We start from the raw sequence: 25,826 nt of genomic DNA on the forward strand, positions 1-25,826 counted from the left end.
ACTCCCTGCGCTTGACGTGGAACGCGTTTCACGATTTATGCTGGTTTTAGAATCTTTTCAACCTATTCTAACACACGGGAGTGGAGAACATATGAGCACGCAGTTTCCGGAAAATTTCCTATGGGGCGGCGCGGTAGCGGCGAACCAGCTTGAAGGCGCGTATCGGCAGGACGGCAAAGGCTGGTCGATCCAGGACGTCACGCCAAAAGGCGGCCTCAGCGCCGAAGGAGGCGATCCCGTCATCACCGACGAGCCGACCGAAGACAATATGAAGCTGATCGGCGTCGACTTTTACAACCGGTACAAAGAAGACGTGAAGCTGTTCGCCGAAATGGGCTTCAAAGTCTTCCGCACCTCGATCGCCTGGTCCCGCATTTTCCCGAAAGGCGACGAGAGCGAGCCGAACGAAGCGGGCCTCCAATTCTACGACGACCTGTTCGACGAGTGCCGCAAGTACGGCATCGAGCCGCTCGTCACTATTTCCCACTATGAGACGCCGCTGCATCTGGCCCGGGAATACGACGGCTGGGTGAACCGCAAACTGGTCGATTTCTATGTGAATTACGCGACGACCGTGTTCAAGCGCTATAAGGACAAAGTCAAGTACTGGCTGACGTTCAACGAGATCAACTCGATCCTCGAAGCGCCGTTTATGAGCGGAGGCATCGCCACGCCTAAGAAACAACTGAGCAAGCAGGACCTGTACCAGGCGATTCACCACGAGCTGGTCGCAAGCGCCAAGACGGTCAAGATCGGCCACGAGATCAACCCGGACTTCAAGATCGGCTGCATGGTCCTCAGTATGCCGATCTACCCGCTGACTCCGAACCCGGACGACGTCATCAAGGCCATGGAATCAGATCATAAAAATATGGCGTTTGCCGATATCCACGTGCGCGGCTCTTATCCGGGCTACATGAAGCGCTACCTGCGCGAAAACGGCATCTCGATCCGATTCGAAGACGGCGACGAAGAAGCGCTGAAGCATACGGTCGACTTTATCTCGTTCAGCTATTACATGAGCATCTGCGAAACCGCCGATCCCGACAAGCAGGTCAAAGGCAAAGGCAACCTGCTCGGAGGCGTGCCGAACCCGCATCTTCAAGCGAGCGAGTGGGGCTGGCAGATCGATCCGCAGGGCCTGCGCTACGTGCTGAACACGTTCTGGGATCGCTACCAGAAGCCGCTGTTCATCGTGGAAAACGGTCTGGGCGCAGTCGACGAGCTGATCGAAGGCGAGAACGGCGAGAAGACCGTCGCGGACGACTACCGCATCAACTACCTGAACGATCACCTCGTGCAGGTCGGCGAAGCGATCGAAGACGGCGTTGAAGTGATGGGCTATACCACCTGGGGCTGCATCGACGTGGTCAGCGCTTCGACGGCCCAGCTCAAGAAACGCTACGGCTTTATCTACGTGGACCGTCACGACGACGGCAGTGGCACGCTGGAGCGCTACAAGAAGAAGTCGTTCAACTGGTACAAAGAAGTCATCGCGACGAACGGGAAAAGTCTGAAGCGTTAATTCGCCGCGGACGGGTCGTTCGATCTGCATGAAAAAGAAAGCCGTCCGGGCGCTGCAAGCGTTCGGGCGGCTTTTTGTGCTGCTGCTGTCGATTTGACAAAAACGCAAAATGATGCACATACGCAGCATTTCCTTTTTCCGGCTTCGGCTTTGAAAGAAATCCTACGCCTTCGCCGTTCCCGTCTGCGCGCCGCCGCCCGTCGAACCGCCGGTCATGCGTTTGAAGCGGCGGAGCATATTGAGCCGCCAGTGCGAGATCATGCCGAACGCGAGGACGAAGAATACGCCGCCGGTCTGCGGAAGCGAAACGTAGCGTTCCACGTAGCCGTGCAGCGCCAGGCGGATCACGATCAAGACGACCAGGATCACGATAAAACTTTTCGAGCGCTTCACGAACAGATCGCCGCCGACCTGCTCGAATTTGGTGCCGAGAATCAGCGGATACGCGAACAGGAACCAGCCGACCAGAAACGCGATCAGCGCGCCTTCGAGCGGAATCCGCGTCTGCGGCACGATAAACATGATGAAGCCGGTCGACATGCCGACGGGCGGCATAATAATCTTGCGTACGGACAGCGGGCGTTTGCTTGCTTTCATCCGCATAAAAAAGGCCATTCCCGCCATGCCGGCGAAAAACAGCGTAAACAGAATGCTCAGCAGAACCGGGTTCATCGCAAAAATCCGGTCGAACAGCGAATCGATCCAGTCTATCATAATCGGCCTCTTCTCTATCGTGGGATATATTATAAAGTAAAAAGTCGGCGTTTGCCGGGTGAAAAACGGAAGCGGTCCGCCTTGAGCGGCCGCCTGTCCATTATAGCATAAGGAAGCCGGCGTTTTTGAGCAAGCGGGGGATCAATCATCTATTTTCGGGTAAAAGACAGTAGGTAATAAATCCCAGCGGTTTCCAAAGATGGACGCCGTGAACGAATGGAGCGGCCGCGATGAACAATTCCCGAATACTGATTGCCGAAGACGAGACGGTGCTGCGCTTTTTGCTGACGGAAACGCTTGAAGAAGAAGGCTGGGAGATCGACGAAGCGGAAGACGGACGGGCGGCGATGGACAGCCTGCGCCACGGCGAGTACGATCTGGCGATTCTCGATTACATGATGCCCGAAGCGACCGGAATCGAGGTATGCGAGTGGCTGCGCGCCGAAGGAGGCCGCAACGCGGACAAGCCGGTGATCCTGCTGACCGCGAAAGCGGGCGAGAAAGACAAAGCCCGGGCGCTGGCGGCGGGCGTATCGCTGTTCGTGGCCAAGCCGTTCAGTCCGGACGAACTGACGGAGTCCGTGCGCGGGCTGCTCGCAGGCGGGCGGTCATGAACGGCGTCAAAAGCGGGCTGGCCCGGCGGATCGCCTACGGCACGCTGGCGCTGTTCGTTGTGCTGGGCGCGCTGCTGGCGGCGGCCGAACTGGCGGTGCATCGGCAGTATACGGATATCTCGGACGAGCTGGAAGAACGGATCGAGCGGCTGAATCTGATTCGGGATACGGAGCGGAGCTTTCTGGAATCCGTCTCGTATCTGCGCGCGTATGCCGCGTATGGGCGCGGCGATCTGGAAAGCGAAGCGCTGGCGGCGCAGCGCGAGTACGAACGGTTGTCGGCGCGAATGGGCGCAATCTGGAACCCGGGAGAACCGGAATGGGGAGCGGGCTCGAATTTCGCCGCCGAAGGCGAGCAGGTGACGGACGACCTGAATGCCGGCGCGGACAGTCTGAACGCCCGTTACGCGCAGTATTTCCAGCGGACGATGGACCTGATCGGAACCGGCGATACCGAAGCGTCGGCCGAATTGTCGGCGGCGGCGGGCACGCCGCTTATCCGGAAGATGGAAGCGGAATTTGCCGGGCGGATCGAGCGGGAGCGCGATCGCGTGCAGGTTCTGGGCGCGGACAGCCGCCTGGTATCGCGCTCCGTGCTGCTGGTGCCGATATTCGGCATGGCGGCGGCGCTGATCGCCGCGGCCGTGCTGATCCGCTATCTGCGGCGGGCGTTCGTGCTGCCGGTGCTGAGGGCCGAAGCCGCGATCGGACGCATCGAGCAGGGCGAAGACGCGCAGCTGGGGTTGGACGCCGAAAGCGCGCCGGACGAGATCGGCAGCCTGCTGGGCGGCATCGGCCGGATGGCCGAAGGCATCCGCAGCCGGCAGCGGGAGCTGGAAGAGAATCTGCGTCTCGGCGAAGAACAGCAGGAAGAACTGGAAGCGCAAAACGAAGAACTCGAAGCGCAGAACGAACAGATCCTCGACCAGCGCCGGGAAATGGAACGGATGCTGGACCGCCTGACGCGGCGGGAAGCGCAGCTCGAAGCGATCAATTCGTATCAGCGTTCGCTGGTCGGATTGACCGACCTCGGCGAATTCCTGCGCGAAGCGATCGGGCAGCTGATCGTCGTGACCGGCCGCGACGCGGCGATGCTCGTCATGCGGCGGGACGCGGTTCCGGCCGAAGCGGGAGCGGAAGAAGCGGACGGAGCGGCGCGCGAGCCTTCCGGGAACCGGCCGGACAAAGCGCCGGCGGCGTCCGCAGCCCCGGACCGCTTCGATATGCTGTACAGCAGCGGCTATCCGGATTCCGCGGATGTACGGGGCTTTGACGCGGCCGAGCCGGCCGGAGCGGCGCGGCAGGCGATGGAAGCGAACCGGCTTCTGGTTCGCAGGCGCCCGGTCTCGGGAGCGGAGCGGGGAGCGCACGGCGCTTACGAGACCGCCGTCGACGCCTATTACCCCGTATACGACGGCAGCGATCCGGGACGGCCCGCGGGCTTCCTGCTGCTGACGGGATACGGCGATCTGCCGGCCGAAGCCGGGGAGGCGGAGCTGACCGAAGGGCTGGTCCGGCAGTTTATCGGGGCGCTGTTCGCGCAGCTCACGCAGGCGGAGCGGCAGCGCCAGAGCCGGGAATTGGAGCGCAAAAGCGCCGAACTGGAGCAGGAAAAACGCAATCTGCGCGAGCAGCGCGATTCCACGCAGCAGGTGATCGATTCCATCCACGAAGCGCTGGTGGTCTGCGCGCCGGACGGCGAGATCCTGCTTTGCAACCGGATTACGGCCGAACTGCTGGACCCCGTGTTCCGGCCCGGCCGCAACTTCGCCGACGCGATGGACGCGCTGAACGAATCGCTCGGCATGGAGACCGGCGCGGGCGAACGCATCCGAAACGCGCTGAGCCTGGGCCTGAGCGAAACGAGAGCCCGGTACGCGTTCGAGCCGCCGGATCGTCCGGCGCGGCATTTCGAGGTGTACGTCCAGCGGATCGACGACGCTTTCTGGGGCGACGTGAGGCTGTTCGTGTTCCGGGACCGGACCGAGGAAGAAGAAACGAGCCGCATGCGCGACGAGTTCGTCAGCATGGTCTCGCACGAACTGCGCACGCCGCTGTCCAGTATTCTCGGCTTTGCGGAGATCATGCTGAACCGCACCGTCAAGCCGGACAAAGCGCGGCGCTATGTCGAAACGATTCACGGCGAAGCGGTCCGCCTGTCGGGCCTGATCGGCGATTTTCTCGATTTGCAGCGGATCGAAGCGGGCAAGCAGAACTACCGGCTGCTTCCGCTCGACCTCAAGCCGCTGGCGGAAGACATCGCCGCTCAGTGGGACGGGCGTGAAGGACACCGGATTCGCCTGAATCTGCCGGACGGCGTCTGCGCGGTGCGCAGCGACGGGGACCGGCTGCGGCAGATCTTGCACAATCTGCTCAGCAACGCGGTGAAATATTCGCCGGGACAAGAGCGGATCGATCTGGACATCCGCGGGGAAGGCGGGCGCTGGATCGTCGAGGTTCGCGATTACGGGCTCGGCATCCCGGAGGAGGCGAAGCCGCATCTGTTCGGCAAGTTCTACCGGGTGGACAATTCGGACCGGCGCCAGATCGGCGGAACCGGCCTTGGGCTCGCCATCGTCAAAGAGATGGTCGAAGGTCTGGGCGGAACGATTGCGTTCGAGTCGGAATTCGGCTCGGGCAGCGCGTTTCGCTTCGAACTTCCGGTACTGGAACTGCCGGATACGGCCGGCGCGGTCGTGGTGCTGGAAGACGACGAAAGCCTCGGCCGGCTGATCGAAGAAGCATTCTCGGAAAGCTGGGGCGCGGATGGGCAAGGCGTCCCCGTTCTGCGTTTCGCCGAAGCCGAGGAAGCGCTGCTCGCGCTGGAGCAAAGCGCGGGCGGCCGGGCGCCGGGGCTGTGCATCGTCGATCTGGAGCTTGCGGGCGAACTGGACGGATGGGCGTTTATCCGCCGGCTCGGCGGCGAAGAAGGCGCAAGGCAAGCGCCGGTCGTGATCTCGTCGGCGCTCGATCCGCCCGACGGCTACGCCGAATCGGAGCGCGAGAAGTATCTGCGCAAGCCGTTTACGGTGCGCGAGCTGCTGGAGCTGGGGCGGCGGCTGACTTCGGCGCCGGGAGGCGAAGCCGGACCGGACGCGCCGGGGCCCGGCGAGATCAAGCTGGCGCTGCCCGCGCCCAGCGAGCCGCTGGCGCGCGCTTCGCTCGAAGAGCACGGACTTGAGGTTCGGCGGGTGGAAGTGAAAGGCGACTTTGCCATTGCGGAGATCGGAACCGAAGACGAAGGAGGAAGCCCGTGAACAAATATCAGAAGCTGTTTATGCACCAGGCGGGAGAGAATCTGGGCGCCATGCTCGATCCCGATGCCCGGACCTCGGAATGGGACGTATACCGGATGCTGCATTCGATCAAAGGAACGGCCGGAACGATCGGCCTGCGGGACTGGCACGACGAAGCGGTAAAGCTGCTGGAGCGGTTTGGTGAAGAAGGCGAGCGAACCTTCACGGGAGCCGAGCTTGCGGACGATCTCGCTCCGCTGGCCCGGCTGCTGGAAGCCGGCAGGCGGACGGAGCCTCCGGCCGTTTCGGTTTTGCCGGAGGAAGCGGTGGCGGAGCCGGGAACGGGGAACGGGCAGGAGGCGGAGCTTGAACAGGCGGAGCCGCAGGGGCTGCGCGCGGCGCTGCGGCGCGCCTTCACCGGGCGCGACGGAGCTTCGCGCTCGGCCGCCCGCGCGCCCTCGGGCGCGGGCGAACCGGAGGCGGACAGCGAAGCCTCCTCCTCCGGTCGGCGGGCTTCCGGCGCGGCGCCGGAAGCCGGGAACGCGCCTGCGGCCGGACCCGTCGGTCCGGCGGCGGGCGAAGCCGATTCCCGCGCCGCGGAATCGGAGCGCGCGGTCTCCGGCGCTTCCTCGGCCGAAGCGCCCCGGCCGGCCGGGGCCGCCGATCCCGCCGGCACCGTCCTGCTGCTGGACGACGACCTCGGCCTGCTGGCGCTGCTGAAAGACAGGCTGGAAGACCGCGGATACACGGTATTCGCCACGCCCCGGCTCGACAAGGCGGTCGAGTGGTTCTACGAAATGCGGCCGGACTGCGCCGTATTCGACATGCTTCTGCCGGAGCAGAGCGGCTTCTCTCCGGCCTTGGCGTCCGCGCTTCCGGGCGACGCTCCTGCGGACAAGCCGGCTCCGGCGGCCGCGCCGGTTGAGCGCCTGCGCGAGCTGTGCGAGCGCTATATGATTCCGGTCGTCCTGACGACGACCCGGCCCGACGACAGGACCCGGCTGTTCGCTTACGAGAGCGGGGCCGACGACTTTCTGACCAAGCCGCTGAATCCGGAAGAATTCATCGTGCGCGTCGGCAGGCTGATCCGCCGCCGGCGGCGTCTGACCGGCCTGCTGCTGCTGGATCAGACGACCGGCGCTTACGCGATGCCGTTCCTCGAACAGGAACTGACGCGGCAGATCGGCCTGCTGGGCGAAGCCGAAGCGCCGCTGGCGCTGGCGGCCGTCGAGCTGGACGGCCTGCGCCGCCTGAACGAGCGCACGGGCTATCTCGAAGGCGACCGCCTGCTGCGCGCCTTCTCCGAAGCGGTGCGCCGGGAGCTGCGCCCCGGCGATATCTGGGCCCGCGACCGGGCGGGCCGGTTCTATCTGCTGCAGCCCGGCCTGGACGCGGCCGGGAGCGCGGACTTTCTGCGCCGCCTGCTGCGCGGCGAACAGGCCGCGCGGCTCGCGCGAGGCGGCGAAGTGTCCGCCGTCTTCGGCGCGCGGAACGTCGGCGCGGCCGATTCGCGCCGGCAGGCGTTAGCCGGCGCGGTCCGCGAACTGGAAGCCGCGGCCGGACGCGGGCCGGGCGGCGCTGCGGGCGGAGCGGACTCCGCGGCCGCCGGAACTTCGCCCCGCCCGCTGCGCCTGGCGGTGATCGACGACGATCCGCTGATCCGCACCATCCTGGAGCGGCAGCTGCAAAGCCTGGAAGAAGAATATACGCTGGAGATTCGCTCCTTCGCCGACGGCGAAGAGTTTCTGAGCGACCCGTGGCATGCGGGCGGAGGCCGGTATCTGCTGGTGCTCGACCGGATGATGCCCCGCATGAACGGCATGGAGGTGCTGACCCGCCTGCGCGGCGGGAATTACGAGCCGGTGTACACCGTGCTCATGCTGACCGGCGTGGGCGACGAACGCGGCATCGCCGAAGCGATCCGCGCGGGGACCGACGATTATATGACCAAGCCGTTCAGCATGGTCGAACTCGAAGCGCGGGTGCGGCGGCTGCTCGGAAAGGTGGCGGAGCCTTTATGAACGATTCGGCGATTCTGGAAGTCGTTTGGACGGCGATCGCCGTTTTGCTGCTGCTGATTTTTCTCGTTCTGTTCTATCTGGTCAACCGCAAAGTCCGGCGCGGCAATCGCCGCAAACGCATCCGGGAAGCGGCGGACCGGCTGAACGCCGGAGACTCCCCGCTGTCCGTGTACCTCGGCAGCGGAGAACGCAGCCGACGCCTCGACGTGTCCGGCGGCCCCCTGCGCCGCGAAGCGCTGGAAACGACGCTGCTCGAACGGCTCGCGGTCAGCGCTTCGGAAACGGAGCGCGAACGCATTTTCCGGTTTGCCGCTGTGCAGTTTGCCGAAGAATACGACCGGCTGCTGCACGCGCGCCGCTGGAGCGACCGGATGAACGCGCTGCTGCACGTGGAGCAATTTCGCATGGCGGCGCTCGAAGATTCCATCGTGCGCCGCCTCGGCGAACTCGGCGCGGAAACGGAATCGGACGACGAGCGCTTTTTGCTGATCCGCACGCTGTCTTCGCTTCAGCTCGACGTATCGCTCGATTATCTGGACACGGCCGCCGAGCGGTTTTCCGAGCTTCAGCTGATGCAGATTCTGCGTCCGATGAGAGGCGGGCTGCTGGACCGGCTGATCCGCGAAACCGATACGCTGCCCCGGCGGATCGCCCGCTGCCTGATCGACACGCTGCGGCTGGAAAATATCCGCACGAACGAGGTGCTGGAGCTGCTGGAGCGTTCGATGCGTTCGGACGATCCCGAGATGCGCATTCGCGCGCTCAAAGCGCTGGCGAACTTCGGCTATCTGACGCCCGAAGCTTCGGAGCGGCTCGAAAGCCGGATGGCCGAAGGCGAAGCGGTCGCCTGGCCGGAACGGCTGATGCACGCGAGGCTGGCCGGCGTCGTGCGCGAAGAGCGGTTCGAGCCGCATCTGGAGCGGATGATCGCCGACTCTTCTTACGAAGTGCGACGCGAAGCTGCCGCTTCGCTGTCGAAATACCGGGACGGGCATGAGCGGATGCGGCGGATCGCGGACGAACATCCGGACCGTTTTGCCCGCGACATCGCCGCCGAAACGCTGGAAAGGAGGGCTTACGAACGCCATGTGGGATGAACTTATATCCGACGCGCACCGGATCTTCGGTTACGTCATCATGCTGTACGTCGCTTTGTCGGCGGGAGTTTATATATTCATGTACGCGGCGGCCGCCCGCAGTTTGTGGCGCGACCGCGATCTGAGCCCGATCCAGTACAGCGCGGTGCTGGAAACGGAGCTGGTGCCGCCGCTGAGCATTGTCGTGCCGGCTTATAATGAAGAGATCAATATCGTCGGCAGCGTGCGTTCGCTGCTCGGCATCAATTACAAGCAGTTCGAGATCGTGGTCGTCAACGACGGCTCCAAAGACCGCACCGCCGCGATCATGATCGAAGAATTCGATATGACGGCGATCAAGGACCGAGTGTCTTTTTCCGGACTCAAACGCGAAACCAAGCCGATCCGCGCCGTCTACCGCTCGCTGCGCCACCCGAATCTCGTGCTGGTGGACAAAGAAAACGGCGGCAAAGCCGACGCCCTGAACGTCGGCATCAACGTCGCCCGCTATCCGTATTTCGTTTCGCTCGACGGGGACACGGTGCTCGATCCGGACGCGTTTATCAAAGTGGTCAAGCCGATTATGGACGCGCGTCCCGGCGAAGAGATTATCGCGACCGGCGGCAGCGTCGGCATCGCCAACGGCAGCCGGGTGGACAGCGGGTATCTCAGCAGCGACAGCGTCCGATTGTCCGACAAACCGCTCGTCGTGATGCAGGTGGTCGAATATCTGCGCGGCTTCCTGATGGGGCGGATCGGCCTCAGCCGGTACAATATGCTGCTGCTCGTGTCGGGCGCGTTCGGCGTGTTCAACAAGAAATGGGTCGTCGAAGCGGGCGGCTACGAAACGGGCACGATCGGCGAGGATATGGAGCTGACCGTGCGGCTGCACGAAGAAATCCGGCGCAGAAAAAGCAAAGCGCGCATCGTCTACGTGCCGGAGCCCGTTTGTTGGACCGAGGCGCCGGAAAGCTTCAAGATCCTGCGCCGTCAGCGCACCCGCTGGCAGCGCGGACTGTTCGAAAGCATCTGGAAGCACCGCAATATGATCTTCAATCCGCGTTACGGCAAAGTCGGGATGCTGTCGATGCCCATGTTCCTGTTTATCGAGCTGCTCGGCCCGCTGGTCGAGGTGTTCGGCTACGCGACGGTCGTATTCGGGTTCTTCATGGACGAGATCAACGTGCGGGTATCGCTGTCGCTCGCGCTGATGATGCTGCTGTTCGGCTCGCTCGTCTCGACCGGCGCGGTGCTGTTCGAAGAGTGGCGTTTCCACAATTACAACCGGCTGCGCGACGTGTTCCGGCTGTTCTTCTACGCGCTGTCCGAGTCGTTCTGGTACCGCCCGGTCCTGACGCTCTGGCGCACCCACGGCCTGCTTCAAGCCATCCGCGGCAAACGCCACGGCTGGGGCGAGATGACGCGCGTCAACGTGCTGGGCGCGGGACCGAAGCCGGGAATCGGCCCGGAAGCCGCAGCGGCGCAACGTGAAGGCGCATCGGGAATCGAACAGTAAACCGCAAGCTCGCTCCGCTGTCGGGGCGGGCTTTTTCTGTCCAACCGCTTAGCTTAATTCTCCTCTTGAATCGGATACAAGTCGTCCAAACTGTTCAGTTCCCGGCTCCCGAGCACTGTTTCTTTCCCGTCTGTATCAACATACCCGTACTGCGACTGGCCGGCGTGTGTAGAGATTTTGTAGAAAAATAACCGTTCGTTCACTTTCGGCCGTCGGCCGACTTCACTCGATATTCCCGTATCTGCAAGGAACGAAAGTTTGTTTTGCTGCCCGCCGATTTTTCCGCTCCAGACCAGCAGGGCCGCATTCGATTTGACTTCGTAATAATCGATAATTCCGTTTTCGATCATGAAGAACGAATCGGAGCCGCCTTCGGGGAAATAAATCTGCAAAGAACCCGCGCTGGATTCGGTGGAAACGAACTCTTTTAGAGCGGAGATCTTAGGAACGTTAAGCGCGGCGGCGCGGGCTTCGGTCAGATTGGAAGATTTCAAGCTCGCTTTGGTTTTTTCGTCTACTTTGGCTACGTAAACGGTCTGCGTATAACGATTCCAGATCACGTCGCTGCTAAAGTTCGTGGCGATAAAACGGATAGGGACCATAACGCGATTATTTTGGATGATCGGCGAACCGGCAGCGGCCGGATTGCTTACGCGGAAAGTCGAAGACTGGCCGGGGCCTGCGACCACCAGCGTTTTGGTCTTATTGTTCCAGCTTGTTATGGACAGTCCTTCGATCTGCTCGATACTTCTCAGCGGAACATAGGTGGTGCCGTTTTGAATAAAAGGCGGAGCATCGGTGACGACCGTTCGGTCGTTCACCACGATCGATACGGGCTCGGCGGCGTGGGCTGCGGTTTGAACCCCAGACGCGGCGGCAGCGAAAGAAAAGCAGGTCAGGGCAAAAGTTTTCCATTTCAAAGCAAACAACCTCCTTGGAATTTGGTTTGGATCTTTACTCGCGCAAACTCACGATTCCGCGTCAATCTCCACAATCCAATAATTCTTATCCAGCTGTTCTTTCGCGATCTCCGCCTGTTCGTAAACGGCGTCGTTCCAATTCGAGCGGTCGATCAGGCCGGAGCCGGTGGACGTGATATGCGGCATCCAGCGGAAGTCGGCAAACGTCGTATTCGCAAAAGAAGGCAGTGTGCCGTTCTCCTCCTTGATCGCGCTGTTCACGAAATAGAGACGGCTGTTCGAACTCTTCGAATGATCGGTCAGCGCCTGCCATTTCAGCAGGGCTGTGCCGCCGGATACCTACGTAGTATTGAACGACGTTGTTGTTGACCTCGATAAACCGCCCGGATTCGCCTTGCGGAAAAGCGACCCGCAGACCGGCCGTTTCGACCGTCGGCTCGTAGGCTTTGCTCAGCGTGGACGCTCTCGGGAGATGAATCGCCGCGCTGCGCGCTGTGCTCAGATCGTCGCCGCTTCTGCCGTTTCTGCGTTTGAAAAAGCCGGAACCGCGCAAGCGAGCAGCAGAGCCGCGGAATACATACGCCATTTTCTTATCATCGAAGATCACCTCGTTATAGAATTAAAAAGTTTAATCCAGAATAACCAGCTTCCAGTCGCCGTTCGCGTCCGGTTTGAATACGGCGGTCGTCCCGGATTTCTTCTCGTTGTCGGAATCGCGGTACTTCAAACCTACATCGATCCGCTGCATCTCCGGCCGGCGGTCCGTCAGGGTGATGGAACCGTAGAATTGGACGTTCTCGTCCAGCCAGAACAAGTCGCCTTCGGCCTGCTGCGGGGTGGCATAAGCTTCGGCAAAAGAAGCGCGGTCCCGGTTCTCGATTGCGAACAGCGCCTGCTCCAGCGTGCCGATCAGGTCGCGGTACCGCTCGTCGTGCTTATACACGGAAGTATCGACCTGCAGCGAACTGTCGAAGAACGTATCGGATTCGACGACAGGGGGCGGGTCCGGCTGTACGGCGGAAGAAACGGCGCTGTCCGGAGCGGATTGCGCGCAGCCGGACAAAGCGGCGAGCACGGGCGGAAGCAGCAGCATTTTTCTCATATTTATCTCTCCTTCGGATGTTATGCCCATCTAAGGATCTCATAGTTATGCAATAGACGCCCCGAGCCGCCGGGAAGTTGCAAAGAACCGGACCGTTCGGCCAAACTTCGATAGATAAAAAGCCCGGACAGTCGGCGTTTTAACCGAAGCTGTCCGGGCTCTACCGGAGAGTCCGCTGCTAGTATTGAGTGCTATTATCGAAATTGAAAAGTCGAACTCACCGGATCATCGCGCCTTCCCGCGTCAGATCGGGAAATCCCGGTACGGCTGCTGGATGCTGATCCAGCGGGAGCGGGTGAATTTCTCGATCGCCCATTCGCCGCCGAAGCGGCCTAGGCCGGATGCTTTCTCGCCGCCGAACATGACGTGCGCTTCGTCGTTGACCGACTGGTCGTTGACGTGGACCATGCCGGTTTCGATCCGTTTGGCGGCGCGGTAGCCGCGTTCGATATTGCCGCTGAACACGCTGCCGCTCAATCCGTACTCCGTATCGTTGGCGATGGCGATCGCGTCTTCTTCGTCTTTGGCTTGGATGAGCAGTGCGACGGGACCGAACAGCTCTTTCTGCACGATCTCCTGCTTGGGATCGACGTCGATCAGCACGCTCGGCTCCAGCACGCTGCCGTTTGCGCCGCCGCCCGCCGCAAGCTTGGCGCCGCCTTTGACCGCCGCGTCGATTTCTTTTTGCAGGCGTTCGACTTCTTTGGCGTGGATCAGCGGTCCGACCAGCGTTTCGGGGTCGGAAGGATCGCCGTATTTCAATCCTTTAACTTTCTCGACGAACTTGCGCGTGAACTCGTCGTACACGGAAGCGTCGATCACGATCCGGTTCAGCGCCATGCAGATTTGTCCTTGATGCAGGAACTTGCCGAACACGGCCGCTTCGACCGCGCGATCCACATCGGCGTCGTCGAGGACGACCATCACGTTGTTGCCGCCGAGTTCGAGCGCGACTTCCTTGAGCTCGCGGCCGGCTTTCTCGCCGATGCCGCGTCCCACTTCGGTCGATCCGGTAAAAGAAATCAGCTTCGGGATCGGATGCGTGACGAAGTCGTCGCCGATCTCGCTGCCGCTGCCCGCGATCACGTTCAGCACGCCGGCCGGAAGTCCCGCCTGCTCGAAGATATCGGCGATCAGGAAGCCCGCGGTAATGGGCGTATCGGAAGCCGGTTTAATCACGACGCCGTTGCCGAGCGCAAGCGCCGGAGCGACGGTGCGCAGGCACAGATGCAGCGGGAAATTCCACGGGCCGATCATACCGATTACGCCTTTGGCTTCGCGCACGACGCGGTTTTCTTTGCCCGGCGTGTCCGACGGCAGGATATCGCCTTTCATCCGGTACGGGAACGAAGCCGCTTCGTCGGTGACGCGCCGCGCGCTTTTCCATTCCAGCTGCGCTTTGATCATCGTGCTGCCCGATTCGCGCACCAGCAGATCGACGATCTCGTCTTTGCGCTCGTCGATGATCGCCACCGCTGTGCGCAGCACTTCCTCGCGCTTGCCCGGAGGCAGCGCCGCCCATTCCCGCCCGGCTTCCAGCGAAGCTTTGTAGGCCCGGTCGATATCGTCTTTACCCGCGGACTTGAACGAAGCGATGGTTTCTCCGTTGTACGGATTGATATTTTCCAGCGTTTTCTCGCCGGTTCCTTCGATCCATTCGCCGCCGATATACTGCCTGGTCCAATCCGTTCGAGGTTTGGAAGTCCGGTTTTTCGTTCGGTCGATCGTATTCATAATGCCGCACGCTCCTTTTTTCGATCTTGGATAAGGGTTGTATAAGTCTTGTCCGTCCCGATCTTGCATCTGCCGACGGGAGGATCTCACCGAGACAGTTACCGCTATTGATAAGTTAGTATCTTGCATATAATAATCGACTCTGTACACTTTCCCATTTACCCGCGGGGATTCACAAATAAACTGTACCATTTTGGAAAATTAGGTATTCACAAAATGGCAAGCAGCGATTATAATCGAACTTGTAAGCCCTTTCAATACAACCCTGACTTGGAGTCTTCGTTTCGGCGAAGGCTCTCTTTTTATTTGTAATACGCTTTCTTTTTCCAGCTGATTCCCGCCTGTTTCATTTCTCCTTCCCTTTTACGAAATGCGGAGTTACTTACCCCGAGTCGTGTGGGTAATGGTACGGGAGAAACGTTCCGGCCGGCGGCCGGGACAGACCAGTATGGGAATGGGAGGAGAAAATACATGAAGCACTCATCCGGTCCAATCTACGCGTACGAACCCTGGACGGTGACCGAGCAGATCTTCGACGTCGAACAAAGTCTGCGCAGCGAAACGATCTTTGCCGTCGCCAACGGGTATCTGGGCATGCGCGGCAATTTCGAAGAAGGCTATTACGGTCCTGTCGGCTCTTCGTACCGAGGCACTTATATCAACGGATTCTACGAATCCGCTCCGATCATCTACGGGGAAGAAGGTTACGGCTACGCGCGCGAGCGGCAGACGATGCTGAATGTGGCGGACGCGCAGATCATTCGTATCTGGGTCGAAGACGAGCCGCTGCACATTTTCCACGGTTCGCTGTTCGGCTACCACCGCCAGCTCGATATGCGCAAAGGTATCGTGACCCGCACCATCCAGTGGCAGTCGCCGGAAGGGCGGCAGATCGAAGTGGTGTTCGAGCGCATGGCTTCGCTGGCCGACCCGAATCTGCTGCTGATCCGCTGCAAGATCCGCCCGATGAACTTCGACGGAAGCATCCGGATCGAATCGGCGATCGAAGGCGGCGTGGTCAACCAGGTGTCGGCGGGCGATCCGCGTTCCGGATCCTCGTTCTCCGGCCCCGTGCTGAATACGCTGGAGATGCGGGAAAACGAAACGTACACCGGCATCGCGCAGCGCACCCGCGTAACGGGCTTCCATGTGACCTGCGCGGCGGAACACCGTCTGCATGGCGCGGAATATACCGTCGATACCGAAGCGGCCGGCTCGCGCGTGGAGAAGCGATTCAATCTGTCGGCGGAGAGCGGACAGGAGATCGTGCTGGAAAAATATATCGCGTATCATGCGTCCGAAGAACCGGACGTCGGTTCGCTGTGGACCGAAGGCATCCGTCTGCTGGACTCGGCGATGGAGCAGGGGTTCGACGAGTACGCGCGTAAACAAGAAGAAATCCTGGACGAATTCTGGCTGACGGCGGACGTGCGCGTCGAAGGCGACGCGGCGCTCCAGCAGGGTCTGCGGTTCAGCGCCTACCATCTGTTCCAGTCCGTCGGCCGCGACGGGCGCACGAATATGGCGGCCAAAGGGCTGACCGGCGAAGGCTACGAAGGGCACTATTTCTGGGATACGGAGATTTACGTGCTGCCGTTCTTCCTCCAGACGGTGCCGGATATCGCGCGCAAGCTGCTGGACTACCGGCATTACATCCTGCCGGAAGCGCGAAATCGCGCCGAAGAGCTGGGCTTCAAAGGCGCGCTGTTCCCGTGGCGGACGATCGGCGGCGAAGAAACGTCGGCGTACTTCCCGGCGGGCACCGCGCAGATTCATATCGACGCGGATATCGCGCACGCGGTCAAGCTGTACAACCAGGCGGCGCGCGATACGGATTATATGTACGGAGACGGCCTGGAGATCCTGGTCGAGACCTGCCGCTTCTTCGCTTCGTTCGGACAGTTTATTCCCGGCCGGGGATTCTGCATCAACGGCGTAACAGGGCCGGACGAATATACGGCGCTGGTCAACAATAACACGTATACGAACGTCATGGTCCGCGACGGCTTCCACTATACGGTCGACCTGCTGGAAGAACTGCGTTCGCAGGATGAGCGGCGCTTCGACGAAGTAACGGGACAATTCGGCGTGACCGACGGCGAACTCGGCTCGTGGAAGAAAATGGCCGACGAAATGTATATCCACCGCGAGCACGGCATGATCGGACAGGACGATTCGTTTCTGCAAAAAGCGGTCTGGGACTTCGCCGGCACGCCGCAGGACAAACATCCGCTGCTGCTGCACTTCCATCCGATGGTCATCTACCGCAGCCAGGTGCTGAAGCAGGCCGACCTGGTGCTGGCGTTCCATCTCCAGCCGGAACTGTTCACCCGCGCCGAGAAAGCGCGCGGCTATCTGTACTACGAAGGGCTGACCACGCACGATTCGTCGCTGTCGTCCTGCGCGCATTCCATGGTCGCCGCCGAGCTCGGCTATCTGCGCCAGGCGTACGACTTCTTTATGGATACGGCGCGGCTCGACCTCGACGATACGCATAACAACGTCAAAGACGGCATTCACGCCGCCGCGATGGCCGGCAGCCGCCTGGCGATCGTCAACGGCTTCGCGGGCATGAAGCAGGACCCGGACAAGCTGAGCTTCCGCCCGGTGCTGCCGGAAGAATGGCTGAGCTACGGATTCGCCGTGCAGTTCCAGGGCCGCAAACTTAGAGTGGACGTGGGTCTGGAATCGACGGTCTACCGGCTGCTCGAAGGCGAGCCGATGCCCATCGAGCACTTCGGCGTGGAAACGCTGCTGCACGACAAGCTGACGCTGCCGAACCGCGTGCTCGCCGGGGTGCTGTTCGACCTCGACGGCGTCATCACCGACACGGCGGAGCTGCACTACCAGGCGTGGAAAGAGCTGGCCGACAGCCTGAACATCCCGTTCGACCGCGAGTACAACGAGAAGCTCAAAGGCGTGGACCGCATGGCGTCGCTGAAGCTGATCCTGGACAACGGCGATGTGAAGCTGCCGCCGGAAGAAATGGACGAGCTTGCGACGCGCAAGAACGAGCGTTACAAAGAACTGCTGGAAACGCTGACGCCGGACGCGCTGCTGCCGGGCGTGCGCAAGCTCTTGAAGGCGCTGCGCCGCGAAGGCATCGGCACGGCGCTGGCTTCCGCCAGCCGGAACGCGCCGACGGTGCTGGACCGCCTCGGCGTGACCGACCTGTTCGACTACGTCGCCGACGCCGGCGCGGTGGCGCTCCAGAAACCAGACGCGGAGATCTTCCTCGCGGCGGCCGAAGGGCTCGGTGTGCACCCGATGCGCTGCATCGGGATCGAAGACGCCGCGGCTGGCATCATGGCGATCCACCGGGCGGGCATGCCGGCGATCGGGATCGGCACGCGCAAATCGCTGCCGAGAGCCGATCACGTCGTCGCTACGCCGGCCGACCTGAATCCGGCCCTGCTGCGCGAATGGATGCTGACCTTCTCGAAGAAAGACGAAGTGATGGATATCGGCGAGTAAGAACGCCGCTTCCCGGTTCCCGGGCTGCGCGAGATCGGGATCCGCAGGACAGATACAAAGCAAAGCGCCGCCTCGTGCGAGGTATGCGCACGGAAGCTGCTCGGCGCCCTTCGGGGCCGCCGGGCGGCTTTTTTTGCCGTGTTTCGGCCGCCGGGTTCGACACGCCCGTTGTACAATTGAAAGAAATACGGAAAAGTTGAAACTTATTCGGCTCCCCGGGCCGTCATAGCGGTGAATTTGGACGAAGCAGGCAGGAAAGGCCGTACGGAAAGAGGGGAAGGAATGACCGAAATCTTGAAGCTGGAAAAAACGGGCGCGCACACGCACACCGACGAAGAAACCGCGTTTTTCGAACGGATCTTCCGGCAGAGCGGGAAGCTGTACAGCATCGCGTTCAGCTACGTGCGCAGCGACGCGGACGCATTGGAAATCCTGCAGGAAACCTCGTTTCGGGCATGGACCAAAAGAAGATCGCTCCGGGAAGAAACGCTGTTCGATTCCTGGCTGGTCCGCATTCTGATCAACTGCTGCATGGACGAGCTGAGGCGGCGCAAACGGGTCGTACCGCTTGAGCGGGTCGGAGAAGAACGGGCGGAGGAAGAAATGCAGAGCGCAAGCGCGATCGATCTGGAGCGGGCGCTGGCGCATATGCCGCGCAAATACCGGCATGTGCTGACGCTGCGCTTCACCCACGATATGACGCTGGGCGAGATCGCCCGCATCATGAACAAACCGGAAAGCACGATCAAGACGTGGCTGTACCGGGCGCTGAAGCAGATGAGGACGCGGCTGGAGCGCGGCGAATGAAAACGAAGGAGGAGAAAAAGATGGAACATCGGCGGGAAGAAGATCTGCTGCGGCAGGACGGCGAAACCGTTCGGCGCATGCAGCCAAAAGGAGCCGGCGGAGCGGCGGAAGCGCAGCGCGCGGCCGCGATCCGCAGAGGGCTGGAGCGGGCGCGGGGCGCGGACCGGCGCGGCCGCGCGCTGGTCTTCGGCGGAGCGGGCGCGGGCGCCGCGGCGCTGCTGGCGGCCGGAGCGATCCTGGCGTACACGGGACCGGCGCAGCCCGTTTCCGGACCGGAAGCGAGCACGGCCGCCGCCGGAAACGCGGTCCGGGCGCAAACGGCAACGAACCCGCAAACGGAAGCGGGACCGGGCGCTTTGCTTGAGCCTTTTGTGAGCCTAACGGCTCAAGACGAAGCGATCCAAAGCGCTCTGGCGCGCGGCGGCGTAGAAGAAATGGATGTATCGATCGAACGGGACGGCTATTCGCTCGGCCTTCGCGGCATGGTTCGCGACAGCCAGAGCCTGACGCTGTTCTATACGCTCAAAGCGCCCAACGGGGAACAGCTGTCTCTGGACGCGCCGGACCTGCTGGACGCCGCGGGAGCCTCGATGGTCCGGGCGGATTACGTAAATCCTTACGAATCGTACGATTCGTCCGACCGGATGACATACGGGTATGTGTCGCTCCCGCTGGTCGGCGGCGCGATGGACGCCGAACTTACGGAGGGCAGGCTGCGCGCTTACGCCGTATCCGGCCAATCGGAAGCGGCCAAGAACCGGCTGCAAACGTTCGAAACGTCTGTTTGGCTTCCGTTGAACGCTTCGGAGGAACAAGAGGTCGTCTACAGCGAGCCCAAAAAGCTGACGGTGGGCGGACAACGGATTCTGATCGAGCGTGTGCGGATTACGCCGCTGCGGATTTATATGCAGTACAAGATCGACGAAGCGGTCAACGACAAAACGATCTTTGCATTCTTTTTGCCCGAACTGCTGCTGGAAAAAAACGGTCGATCGCATACGCTGATTAGGGACGGCTGGGGGTCGGTGCTGGCTGCCGCGAACGGTACGACCGAAATGATCTTCGACAACAGCCAAGGGATTCGGGACCCGGATTCGGTCTCGTTCCAAGTCGGCGGCGTCAACGCTCTGGATAAAAACAAGCTGGACTTTGTGATCGATACGGAGAAAATGCAGGTGCTCAAAGCGCCGGAAGACGGCATAACGGTCAGCGTGTCTCCCGCCGGGGAAGGTCTTCGCACGCTGCAGGTCGATTATCCGCTTGAAGCGGAAGACCTGATCGGCCAGCGCGAGCTAATGCTGGGCTTGTACTTCACCGACGGCGAAGGAGTAAAGCACAAGTTGGGCGCCGATAAGAACGGCGCGCTCGGGAAAGGCGTCGACGCGCAGTCTGCGCCCGGAACGGGAAGCAGCAAGATTTACCTGGAAGACGAAGATTACCCGCAGCCGCTCACCTTCAAGATCGGGTCTTACCCGGCGCTGATCCGCGAGGAAGCAAGCGTTCGCCTGAAATAAAGACGTTCGATCCGAAGACCGTTTCCTTCATGGAAGCGGTCTTTTTGCTGCTGCAGCTTCTTTTCCCTCCATTTGTTAAAATAAATCAATCGTTTTGTCCGGGCGCGCCGTCTTACAGACATCAGATTTTGCAAAAGCCTGATCTTGTTATCCGGCATTCCGGGCCGCTGCAGCGGCCGTACAGAGGGGGAACGCATATTATGGAGGAAACGGCGGACAATACGGACCGTTCACAGATGAGCCGCATAACGACGACGGAGGAAGATTTATTTTTCAACCGGATCGCGATGCAGCACCGGAAGCTGTACGCGATCGCCTACAGCTATCTGCGCAGCGAAGCGGATGCGCTCGAAGCGGTGCAGGAAGCGTCCTGCCGGGCATGGATCAAGCGCGGCAAGCTGAACAACCTGGAGGTATTTTCTTCCTGGCTCGTGCGCATCGTTATCAACTGCTGCATGGACGAGCTGCGCAGGCGCAAGCGTTCTTTTCCGGCGGAAAAGCTGGAGGAGAAAGCGGAAGAGATGATCAGCAGCGACCGGATCGATCTGGAGCGCGCGTTCGAACGGATGAAGCCGAGATACCGGCATGCGGTTACGCTCAAGTATTATCACGGAATGACGGCGGCGGAAATCGCCAGAGTGCTGAGGAAGCCGGAAGGGACGATCAAGACGTGGCTGCGGGAAGGTTTGAAGCAGCTTCGCGGACTTTTATAATCTCTTTTAACGACCTGGAGGTTGAATACTCATGACGAATACTCACGAAGAAGATAAGCTGCTGCGTGACGCCGAGCAATCGGAAACCGGTTCGCGGCGGATTGAACAGATGGAATTGAACACGGCGGTCCGCCGGGGGATCGACCAGGGCAAGAAGCGCGCCGGCAAACGCCGCGCCGCTTACGGATTGGGCGCCGGCGCGGCGGCGGCCGCGATCATCGCGGTATCGGCTTCGCTGATTCCGGGCGGGAACGCCCAGGCGCCGCAGCCGGCGGCGGTCAACGCGAGTTCGCCGTTGGCTAAGCCGGCCGCTCCAACGGTCGCACAGCCGGAAGAGGCGGCGGCGGGCCGGGAACGGATCGAGGACTATATGGGCATCGGGATGAGCACGACTTACAGCGACGCCATCATCGGCGGTTATATGACGACTGTCGACCGTTCGTTCGAACAGAACGGATTCAAAGTAACGCTGCGGGGCGAGGCGATGGACAGCCGTCGAATGTACCTGATCGTTTCGGTTGAAAACGGCACGGCGCAGAACGCTTCGATAGAAGATATAAATGTGGATTTCGGAGAAGGGATTCAGGGCAAGTGGATTCTGGGAGCCGGCGACTACGAAGTAAAACCCGGCGAAAAAAATCTGGCTTTTATGGATATCGAGCTTGATCCGGCAGTGGAATACCCGGAAAAAGCGTCTCTGCAATTCGGGCTTCAGCCGGGCGGATTCGAAGCGCCGAGCGGAACGAAAACGGCGGTCGAGATTCCGTTCGACGTTCAATCGAAGACTTTGCGGGAGCAAACCGAAACGATCGCGGTCGATCGCGATCTGACCGTCGACGGACAGAACTTCCATGTGGACCGACTGGAGCTTTCTCCGCTGGGCACTTATCTCGATTACAGTCTGGACGAGTCCAATACCCAAAGTATATTCAGCCTGATCGCGCCCAAACTTGTATTGACCGGAGCGGACGGCGGCGAAATCGGTAATCCGCAATTTGTCAGTAAATTTTACAATGAGAATACGCTGGCGTTCGAAAGCGGCAAAGTCGAATCTCCGGATTCGATCGTTCTGTCGGTCGACGGAATATCGGCCGCGGATCTTTCGGAAACGAAACTGGTGCTTAACACGAAGACCGGCGAGATCGTTTCCGGAGGCGGAGGCCAAGTAAAAGCGGTCCTGGACAAAGATAAACATACGCTGACCCTCGAACAAACGCTCGGGGAGTCCAACGATTACACCCTCATGAACGCGACTCAGTTCCGGTTCGGCGATACCTTAGTCGATGCGGAAGGGGTCGAGCACGATATGTTTAAATCCAACGGCGGACTTCGGGACGAGAAAGAAGGCAAACTGATCCAAAGCAGCGAATTCAAACTTGGAGAAGAAGAATACGCCCAACCGGTAACGCTGACGCTGAACGAATATTGGAGCCCGATCGAAGACAAACAGGAACTTGAACTGAAACCTTGATCCGGGCCGGCGAAACGAACAGCTGATTGAGACAAGCCGTTAGCGGCAAAAATCGAATCGAAGCCGAAAGCCGTCCTGTCCGTTTACATCGGCAGGGCGGCTTTGGTCTGCCGTTCGCTTGTCAGATGCGCTTGAGTTGTCTAGTATTAAATGAAAAGCGAGCACAGACGGGAGGGAAATCGTTATGACCTATTCCCAGCAGGGAAACGTGGGAGCCGGGGCGGCTTCGCATATTCTGCATCTGGAATCCCGGATCGAGGAATTGAACGAGCGGGCGGAAAGTCTGCGGGAAGAATTGGCGCAGGCGGAGAATCCGGCTGTCGACGGGGAGCGTGAAGCCGCGGCGGGCACAGACCGGCCGGAGCAGGAATCGATACCCGCTCTGCGCGACGAACTCGAACGCATTCAGAATGAACAAACCGAATTGGAAAACGAACTCGCGGCGTACGAAGATTGACGCCGCGGGTTCGTTTTTGTGATGCTCAAAAAAAGAAAGGCGGCGGTTCCGCGGCAGCCGGCCGGATTCAGATTCCGGCCGTGATCCGCGCGGCGATTCCCGCGGCTTCGCGCAGCACGCGCTCTTCGTCGAGCGTGGTCAGCTCCCGATCGCGCATCAGGACGCGCCCGTCGACGACGACCGTCTCGACGTCGGAGCCGTTCGCCGCGTAAGCGAGCAGCGAATACACATCGTGAACCGGCTGGAGATGCGGCCGGTCCAGACCGATCAGGATCACGTCGGCTTTCTTCCCGGGCGTCAGCGTGCCGATCTCCCCGCCGAGGCCGAGCAGCTCGGCGCTGCCGGCGGTCGCCATGCGCAGCGCCCGGTAAGCGCAGAAGGCGGTCGGGTCGCCGGCCGTCAGCCTGTGCATCCAGGCGGCCGCGCGTACCTCCTGGAACATATCGAGCGTGGTCGCGCTGCCCGCTCCGTCGGTGCCGAGCCCGACCGTGATCCCTGCGCGCAGCATGTCCGGCACCGGAGCGGCGCCGCAGCCGAGCTTCATATTGCTGACCGGATTGTGGCTGACGCCGCCGCGCATGCCGCGCAGCAGTTCGATGTCGCCCTGCGTCAGATGCACGGCGTGGGCCAGCAGCGTATGAACGCGCGGGCCGATAATGCCGAGCTCGCGCAGATGCTCGGCCGGCGTGCGGCCGTGGCGTTCGCGAATCAGGAATACTTCTTCGACCGTTTCCGCCAGGTGGATATGAACCGGGATGCGGCGGCTTTCCGCCAGCGCGGCGATCTCCTGCAGCGCTTCCGGCGAGCACAGAAACGGCGAGTGCGGGCCGAGCATGGTCGTGATGCGGCCGTCCGCCGCTCCTTGGCAGCGGTCGATCAGTTCCAGCGCTTCGCGCATGCGCCGTCCGCCGTCGTCTGCGGCGGTAATCAATCCGCGCGTCAGCGAAGCGCGCATGCCGGTCTCCGAGACCGCTTCGGCGATGCGGTCCATATGGATATACATATCCGCGAAAGCCGTCGTGCCGGAGCGGATCATCTCGGCGATCGCCAGCCTGGCGCCGGCTTCGATATCGTCCGGCGTCATGCGGTCTTCGGCCGGGAACATTTTGCGTTCCAGCCAGTCCATCAGCTTGAGATCGTCGGAGAATCCGCGCAGCAGGCTCATCGGCGTATGCTGATGCGCGTTAATCAGGCCGGGCATCGCGACCCGCCCGCGTCCGTCGATCACTTCGTCGCCCGGGCGCCGGAGTCCGGTCTGCCCGGCGTCGCCGGCCCGGACGGCGTCGATCCGGCTGCCGGCGATACGGATATCGCCGGTGAACGGCCCGTTCTCCGTCCGCTGCTCTTCTTCCATCGTCAGGATCAGCGCGCCTTCGATCACGAGGCCCGCTTCTTCTTTGCCCGATTGAGCCTCGGGGGAATCGGGATTGGTTTGCTGTGTCATTCTTATCGTCTCCTCTCGGGTGGTGCGGCTGCGGTTCGAGAGTTAACATACACGTTGACGCAGCGTCAAGGTCAAGCGGGAATTTATCCGGCAATCGGCCGGGCGGCATACGGGCGGATCGGCGAGCGTCTATTTGATTTTTATGCGCTTCGCCGCCGAATCGTTTTCGTCCGGCGTACCGTCTTTGTCGGCAGCGAAGCGGAACGCGTAGCCGATCTCGTCGGCCGCCGGGAAATTCCGCAGCTTTTCCTCCGTAAACGTGCCCGAGACGTAAACGTAGTCTTTCTTTTTGGTCGTTCCCGCGTAAGTCCATACCGTGGAATAGCCGACATCGAGCCCCAGTTTGTTCAATCTGTTCACTTCGGCGCGGGTTCTGGGATCGCTGACGGCAAGCCTGCTTCCGTCGGCAAACAGATCGATTTCGACGAAATAATTCACGTTTTCCCCGGCGTGTTTATCCAGCGCTTTTCGGACTGCTTCAAAATAAAAATACGACCCGTCTTCCGGGGGCATATAGCTGCCTTCGATACTGCTCACCGAAGCGTCTTCGGCGCTTGCAATCACAATCGGCGCCTGCGCTTGTTCCGTTTCTCTAACGTCTTCGCCCAGTCTGCCGCCCAGCAGCAGAGCCAGCAGGACCGCCGCGGACGCGGCGGCGAGCGCGCCGGAACGCTTCAAGCCGCGATACGCGGCCGGGCGAACGCCCGCCGCTTCGTATTCGGCCAGCAGATCGTCGTCGATCCGGCCGATCGCGCGGTAAAGGCGGTCTCCTCGTGTCGAGGAAGCCAAAGCGGATATTCCGTTTTTACCGTTCGTTGTATCGCTTCCGTTCATCGGGATTCTCCTCCTGTTCAAGATGGATTTTGAGTCTGGAGCGGGTGCGGAACAAAGCGGCTTTGACCCGATTCTCGCGCATGCCGAATCTTTTTGCGATCTGCGCCAGCGGCTCGCCGTGCCAGTAGCGGGCGATAAACAGATGACGCTCGCTCATCGGCAGCGTGCGCAGAAACGCATTGATCGCCCGCGCCAGTTCCCGCTCCAGCAGCGAATCTTCCACGCTTTCGGCCGCCGGCAGGCAGGCATCCAGTTCGAGCAGAACCGTTTGCGCTTCGCCGCCGCGTTTTTGCGTTTTTTTCGCTTTGAACCGATCGAATGCTAAATTCCTTGCAATTCTGCCGATAAAAAAGGAAAGCCTTCGCGGGCGTCCGGGCGGAATAGCGTTCCACGTCTTCAGCCAGGTATCGTTGACGCATTCCTCGGCATCGCGCTTGTCTCCAAGAATGTTATAGGAGATGGAGCGGCAGTATGCGCCGTAACGCTTCGCCGCTTCCGCAATCGCCGTTTCGTCCTTGTTCAGAAAAAGATTCAAGATACGCTGTTCTTCCTCGTCCACCGGAGACCTCCTTTCGCTGCTTGCCGTTCTCTACCTATACAGACGACAAATTTGCGCCTTGGTTATCGACGATCCGACATCGGCAAAGAAAAAAG

At 61.0% G+C, this 25,826-nt stretch carries 20 protein-coding genes; 12 read left to right on the forward strand and 8 right to left on the reverse strand.

Annotated features, from left to right (window positions below; genetic code table 11):
- Positions 1-91 precede the first annotated feature (91 nt).
- Positions 92-1,525 carry a glycoside hydrolase family 1 protein gene (locus tag QWJ34_RS16530; RefSeq protein WP_302729513.1) on the forward strand — a complete coding sequence of 478 codons (1,434 nt, stop codon included), beginning with the start codon at positions 92-94 and terminating at the stop codon, positions 1,523-1,525.
- Positions 1,526-1,687: 162 nt separating this feature from the next.
- Here QWJ34_RS16530 and QWJ34_RS16535 read toward each other — a convergent pair whose 3' ends face one another.
- Positions 1,688-2,239 carry a CcdC family protein gene (locus QWJ34_RS16535; protein ID WP_302729515.1) on the reverse strand — a complete coding sequence of 184 codons (552 nt, stop codon included), beginning with the start codon at positions 2,237-2,239 and terminating at the stop codon, positions 1,688-1,690.
- Between the two features lie 230 nt (positions 2,240-2,469).
- Here QWJ34_RS16535 and QWJ34_RS16540 point away from each other — a divergent pair, with 230 nt between their 5' ends.
- Genes QWJ34_RS16540 through QWJ34_RS16560 form a run of 5 tightly spaced genes read left to right on the forward strand, consistent with a single transcriptional unit; the run spans position 2,470 to position 10,702 of the window.
- The gene (locus QWJ34_RS16540; RefSeq protein WP_302729517.1) at positions 2,470-2,853 is read left to right on the forward strand and encodes a response regulator transcription factor; all 384 of its coding nucleotides are present in this window, start codon (positions 2,470-2,472) and stop codon (positions 2,851-2,853) included.
- A complete protein-coding gene (locus QWJ34_RS16545) occupies positions 2,850-6,110 on the forward strand; it encodes an ATP-binding protein (protein ID WP_302729519.1) in 3,261 nt (1,086 codons plus the stop codon). The genes QWJ34_RS16540 and QWJ34_RS16545 overlap by 4 nt, the downstream gene beginning before the upstream one ends.
- Positions 6,107-8,110 (forward strand): response regulator, encoded by a 2,004-nt coding sequence (locus tag QWJ34_RS16550; protein ID WP_302729520.1) that lies wholly within the window; start codon positions 6,107-6,109, stop codon positions 8,108-8,110. The genes QWJ34_RS16545 and QWJ34_RS16550 overlap by 4 nt, the downstream gene beginning before the upstream one ends.
- Positions 8,107-9,207, forward strand: coding sequence for a HEAT repeat domain-containing protein (locus QWJ34_RS16555; RefSeq protein ID WP_302729521.1), 1,101 nt, complete (start codon positions 8,107-8,109; stop codon positions 9,205-9,207). Before QWJ34_RS16550 ends, QWJ34_RS16555 begins: the two co-directional genes overlap by 4 nt.
- Complete coding sequence (locus QWJ34_RS16560) at positions 9,197-10,702, forward strand: glycosyltransferase family 2 protein (protein ID WP_302729523.1); 1,506 nt, start codon at positions 9,197-9,199, stop codon at positions 10,700-10,702. The genes QWJ34_RS16555 and QWJ34_RS16560 overlap by 11 nt, the downstream gene beginning before the upstream one ends.
- A gap of 53 nt (positions 10,703-10,755) precedes the next feature.
- Here the strand turns inward: QWJ34_RS16560 and QWJ34_RS16565 are convergent, their stop codons facing one another.
- The 4 genes from QWJ34_RS16565 to QWJ34_RS16580 form a co-directional block, all read right to left on the reverse strand.
- Entirely contained in the window at positions 10,756-11,622 is an 867-nt protein-coding gene (locus tag QWJ34_RS16565) for a copper amine oxidase N-terminal domain-containing protein (protein ID WP_302729525.1), read from the reverse strand.
- A 48-nt stretch (positions 11,623-11,670) separates the two neighbouring features.
- Positions 11,671-11,883, reverse strand: a complete 213-nt coding sequence (locus QWJ34_RS16570; RefSeq protein ID WP_302729527.1) for a hypothetical protein — start codon at positions 11,881-11,883, stop codon at positions 11,671-11,673.
- A 367-nt stretch (positions 11,884-12,250) separates the two neighbouring features.
- On the reverse strand, positions 12,251-12,724 hold the full coding sequence (locus tag QWJ34_RS16575) for a hypothetical protein (RefSeq protein WP_302729529.1): 474 nt from the start codon (positions 12,722-12,724) through the stop codon (positions 12,251-12,253).
- Positions 12,725-12,967: 243 nt separating this feature from the next.
- Positions 12,968-14,458, reverse strand: a complete 1,491-nt coding sequence (locus QWJ34_RS16580; protein WP_302729531.1) for an aldehyde dehydrogenase family protein — start codon at positions 14,456-14,458, stop codon at positions 12,968-12,970.
- Between the two features lie 471 nt (positions 14,459-14,929).
- Here QWJ34_RS16580 and pgmB point away from each other — a divergent pair, with 471 nt between their 5' ends.
- The 6 genes from pgmB (at position 14,930) to QWJ34_RS16610 (ending at position 22,894) form a co-directional block, all read left to right on the forward strand.
- Positions 14,930-17,932, forward strand: coding sequence for a beta-phosphoglucomutase (gene pgmB / locus QWJ34_RS16585; protein WP_302729533.1), 3,003 nt, complete (start codon positions 14,930-14,932; stop codon positions 17,930-17,932).
- Between the two features lie 282 nt (positions 17,933-18,214).
- A complete protein-coding gene (locus QWJ34_RS16590) occupies positions 18,215-18,739 on the forward strand; it encodes a sigma-70 family RNA polymerase sigma factor (protein WP_302729535.1) in 525 nt (174 codons plus the stop codon).
- A 20-nt stretch (positions 18,740-18,759) separates the two neighbouring features.
- Positions 18,760-20,253, forward strand: a complete 1,494-nt coding sequence (locus QWJ34_RS16595; RefSeq protein WP_302729537.1) for a hypothetical protein — start codon at positions 18,760-18,762, stop codon at positions 20,251-20,253.
- 200 nt (positions 20,254-20,453) lie between these two features.
- Positions 20,454-20,966: a sigma-70 family RNA polymerase sigma factor gene (locus QWJ34_RS16600; RefSeq protein ID WP_302729539.1), complete on the forward strand. Its 513-nt coding sequence runs from the start codon at positions 20,454-20,456 to the stop codon at positions 20,964-20,966.
- Positions 20,967-20,997: 31 nt separating this feature from the next.
- The gene (locus tag QWJ34_RS16605) at positions 20,998-22,437 is read left to right on the forward strand and encodes a hypothetical protein (protein WP_302729541.1); all 1,440 of its coding nucleotides are present in this window, start codon (positions 20,998-21,000) and stop codon (positions 22,435-22,437) included.
- A 184-nt stretch (positions 22,438-22,621) separates the two neighbouring features.
- Positions 22,622-22,894, forward strand: a complete 273-nt coding sequence (locus tag QWJ34_RS16610; RefSeq protein WP_302729543.1) for a hypothetical protein — start codon at positions 22,622-22,624, stop codon at positions 22,892-22,894.
- Positions 22,895-22,961: 67 nt separating this feature from the next.
- On the opposite strand, the gene QWJ34_RS16615 is transcribed toward QWJ34_RS16610, so the two are convergent.
- The 3 genes from QWJ34_RS16615 to QWJ34_RS16625 form a co-directional block, all read right to left on the reverse strand.
- Entirely contained in the window at positions 22,962-24,338 is a 1,377-nt protein-coding gene (locus QWJ34_RS16615) for an amidohydrolase (protein WP_302729545.1), read from the reverse strand.
- 129 nt (positions 24,339-24,467) lie between these two features.
- Positions 24,468-25,172, reverse strand: a complete 705-nt coding sequence (locus QWJ34_RS16620) for a hypothetical protein (RefSeq protein WP_302729547.1) — start codon at positions 25,170-25,172, stop codon at positions 24,468-24,470.
- The gene (locus QWJ34_RS16625; protein WP_302729549.1) at positions 25,144-25,731 is read right to left on the reverse strand and encodes an RNA polymerase sigma factor; all 588 of its coding nucleotides are present in this window, start codon (positions 25,729-25,731) and stop codon (positions 25,144-25,146) included. The genes QWJ34_RS16620 and QWJ34_RS16625 overlap by 29 nt, the downstream gene beginning before the upstream one ends.
- Positions 25,732-25,826 lie beyond the last annotated feature (95 nt).

The sequence above is a fragment of the Saccharibacillus sp. CPCC 101409 genome (genome assembly GCF_030518235.1).
Lineage (GTDB): Bacteria > Bacillota > Bacilli > Paenibacillales > Paenibacillaceae > Saccharibacillus.